Annotated in this window: 2 protein-coding genes and 3 pseudogenes; 2 read left to right on the top strand and 3 right to left on the bottom strand. The window is 73.5% G+C overall.

The window, feature by feature from the left end:
* Both JM949_RS34950 and JM949_RS34945 read left to right on the top strand, forming a co-directional pair.
* A pseudogene (locus JM949_RS34950) lies at positions 1-223 on the top strand (hypothetical protein); the annotation flags it as partial.
* Between the two features lie 192 nt (positions 224-415).
* A complete protein-coding gene (locus JM949_RS34945) occupies positions 416-757 on the top strand; it encodes an RNA polymerase-binding protein RbpA (protein WP_030327608.1) in 342 nt (113 codons plus the stop codon).
* A gap of 71 nt (positions 758-828) precedes the next feature.
* On the opposite strand, the pseudogene JM949_RS34940 reads toward JM949_RS34945, so the two are convergent.
* The 3 genes and pseudogenes from JM949_RS34940 to lnt form a co-directional block, all read right to left on the bottom strand.
* Positions 829-1,346, bottom strand: a pseudogene (locus tag JM949_RS34940) (FxsA family protein).
* Positions 1,347-1,405: 59 nt separating this feature from the next.
* On the bottom strand, positions 1,406-2,215 hold the full coding sequence (locus JM949_RS34935; protein ID WP_309232453.1) for a polyprenol monophosphomannose synthase: 810 nt from the start codon (positions 2,213-2,215) through the stop codon (positions 1,406-1,408).
* Positions 2,212-3,100: pseudogene (gene lnt, locus JM949_RS34930) on the bottom strand (apolipoprotein N-acyltransferase); the annotation flags it as partial. The pseudogene lnt and the gene JM949_RS34935, both read right to left, overlap by 4 nt.

The following is a 3,100-nucleotide window of genomic DNA, read 5'->3' as shown; positions in this document are numbered from 1 at the left end:
CAACACCGAGCTGGCCACCGCCCGGCAGGCCGCGGCCGGCGCCGAGGGTCGGCTCACCGCCCTGACGGTGCGACTGGAAGCCGCCGAGGCCGATCGGGACACCGCCCAGCGGCGCGTGGCGCAGCTCGGTGACCAGGTCAGCGACCTGGCCCTGGCGCTGGCCCGCCTCGGTGACGCCACCGCCGCGACGCCTGCGCAACCTTCGCCACCCTCGGACGGTTAACATCCCCGGTGGCAGCCGAGACCGACCGCTGCGGCGACCGCCCGGGGATCACCCGGCCGGGTGCCGGTGCGGGCCGGCTACCCTTGGTCCCGGCCCACCCGTGGACGTCGCACGCCCTCGGGCGGGAATGGCGCGACGGGAACGCACCGTTACACCCAGAAGACCAGCACCACGAACGAGGGGAAGTCGATCATGGGCGAGCGTATGCTGCGCGGAAGCCGCCTTGGCGCGGTGAGCTACGAATCCGACCGCAACACGGAGCTCGCGCCGCGTCAGACCCGCGAGTACCTCTGTGCCAAGGGCCACCAGTTCGAGGTGCCGTTCGCCGTCGACGCCGAGGTCCCGACGACCTGGGAGTGCAAGTTCGACGGCAGCGTCGCCCGACTCGTCGACGGCAGTGAGCCGGAGCAGAAGAAGGCCAAGCCGCCGCGTACCCACTGGGACATGCTGCTGGAGCGGCGCTCCATCGCCGAGCTGGAGGACATTCTGGAGGAGCGGCTACAGGAGGTTCGGACCCGCCGCGGCCGCGCCTGAGCCGCACCACGCACCACGACACGGCGCCCCCGGGGTTTCCCCGGGGCGCGTCGTGTCTACCGCTGTGCCGCTCAGTGGCGACCGGGCTCGACGATCTCACCCTCGATGGCCCGACCACCGTCGACCACCACCGGCTGCTCCGGCTGCGGGGTCGGCTGCGGCGCACCCTGGCGCACCCGCACCGTGCGGGGCCCGAACAGGTCACCGGCGACCATCGACGACACCCGGCGCTCGGTGGCACGGCGCACCCCGGCACGAGCCAGTCGACGCACCGGCGCCACCAGCAGCGCCAACCCGACCAGCCCGCTGACCAGACCGGGCACCGCCAGCAACAACGCCCCGGCCAACCCGACCAGACCGTCGGTCACCTGCCCGCCCGGGGGCTGCCCGGCCGCCGCGGCGGAGCGGAACCCGCGCCAGGCGCGCATCCCCTCCCGGCGCAGCAGCACCAACCCCAGCAGGGACGCGGCAACACCAGCAACACCGCCACCCCGAACCCCAGCGCCCGCCCCACCCCGACGAACACCGCGAGCTCCAGCACCACCGCCAGCAACAGGGCCAACGGCACGAACCTCAGTCCTCGGCGCATCTCACCTCATCGCCATTCCCGCGGATGTGTCCCGCCCATCCAGCATGACACGACCGCGCTCAGGGCCACCGCACCTGACCGGTGGCGGTGCCGTGCAGGCCCCGGCGTACCGCCTGACGCCGGTCCTGCACCCCCCAGGCGGTGATCCGCCACAGCGCCTCGGCCACGATCCTCGGGCTCATCTTGCTGTCCCCGCGTTCCCGTTCGGCGAAAGTGATCGGCACCTCCACCATCCGCACCCCGGCCTGGTGCGCCAGCCGGGACAGCTCCACCTGGAACGAGTAGCCCTGCGAGGTCACCGACTCCAGGTCGATGGCGTCCAACGCGCTGATCCGGTACACCCGGTACCCGCCGGTGGCGTCCGAGACGGGCATACCCAGCGCCAGGCGCGCGTACAGGTTCCCGCCGCGCGAGAGCAGCAACCGCCGCAGCGGCCAGTTGAGCACCCGCGCGCCGCTGGTCCACCGCGACCCGATCACCACGTCGGCGTCGCGGGCGGCGGCCAGCAACGCCGGCAGGTCCTCCGGGGCGTGCGAGCCGTCGGCGTCCATCTCCACGACCGCCTGGTACCCACGCTCCCGCGCCCACCCGAACCCGGCCAGGTACGCCGCGCCGAGGCCCTCCTTGCCGTGGCGGTGCAGCACCTGCACGTGCGCGTCGCCGTCGGCGAGGGCGTCGGCGATCGCGCCGGTGCCGTCGGGGCTGTTGTCGTCGGCGATGAGGATCTGCACCGCCGGGGCGGCCCGCCGGACCCGACCCACTATCGCGGCGATGTTGTCGGCCTCGTTGTAGGTGGGGATCACCACCAGCACCCGACCCACACCGGGCACCTCGTCCGGGCGTCGGATCGTATCGGTCGCCTGGATCACGGTTCCTCCGCTCCCGCCGGCGTACCGGCTGTTGCTATCCGGGCCTGACCCGCTGCCGCCGGCGCAGCACCGCCGCGCCGAGCAGGGCCGCCGCGGCCAGCGCAGCCAGCGTCACCTCCGGCCACCAACCGAGGCGGGTGGCGAGGGTCCGTCCGTCGTCGAGCCGCACCTGCCGCACCACGACCTCCCGGGTGTTGAACCCGGTGGCATCGCTTACCCGCCCGTCGGGTGCGACGAACCCGGACACACCGACCGTGGAGGCCATCAACGCCGGCCGACCGTGCTCCACCGCCCGCAGCCGCACCATGGCCAACTGCTGACGGGCCTCCGCCACGTCGAAGGTGGCGTTGTTGGTCTGCACCACCAGCAACTGCGCGCCACCGGTGACGGTGTCCCGGACCACCTCGTCGTAGGCGACCTCGAAGCAGATCACGTCACCGAGCACGGCGGGCCCGGCGCGTACCACGCCCGGGGTGCTGCCGGGCACGAAGTCGTTGCGGATCAGGTCGACCTGCTTGCTGACCATCCGGGCCACGTCGCGCAGCGGCACGTACTCGGCGAACGGCACCGGGTGGCGCTTGGTGTACAGCTGCCCCAGGTCCGCGCCGGTGCCGGGCCGCCACAGGATGCCCGCGTTGCGGACCTGCCCCGGACCAGGCCCCAGCAGCACCGCGCCGACCAGGATCGGCGCCCCGATGGTGTCGGCGGCCTGGGAGATCCGCGCCCCGGCGGCCGGGTTGCGCAGCGGGTCGATGTCGCTGGAGTTCTCCGGCCACACCACCAGGTCGCTTGGTGTACAGCTGCCCCAGGTCCGCGCCGGTGCCGGGCCGCCACAGGATGCCCGCGTTGCGGACCTGCCCCGGACCAGGCCCCAGCAGCACCGCG

Origin of the sequence: Micromonospora tarensis, assembly GCF_016803395.1 — a bacterium.
Lineage (GTDB): Bacteria > Actinomycetota > Actinomycetes > Mycobacteriales > Micromonosporaceae > Micromonospora > Micromonospora tarensis.
The sequence above is the reverse complement of the archived record's forward strand: the minus strand, read 5'-3'. Positions and strand labels throughout refer to the sequence as shown.

Coding starts and splice junctions, on each gene's coding strand:
- JM949_RS34945 (WP_030327608.1), top strand. CDS start 416: ATGGGCGAGCGTATGCTGCGCGGAAGCCGCCTTGGCGCGGTGAGCTAC.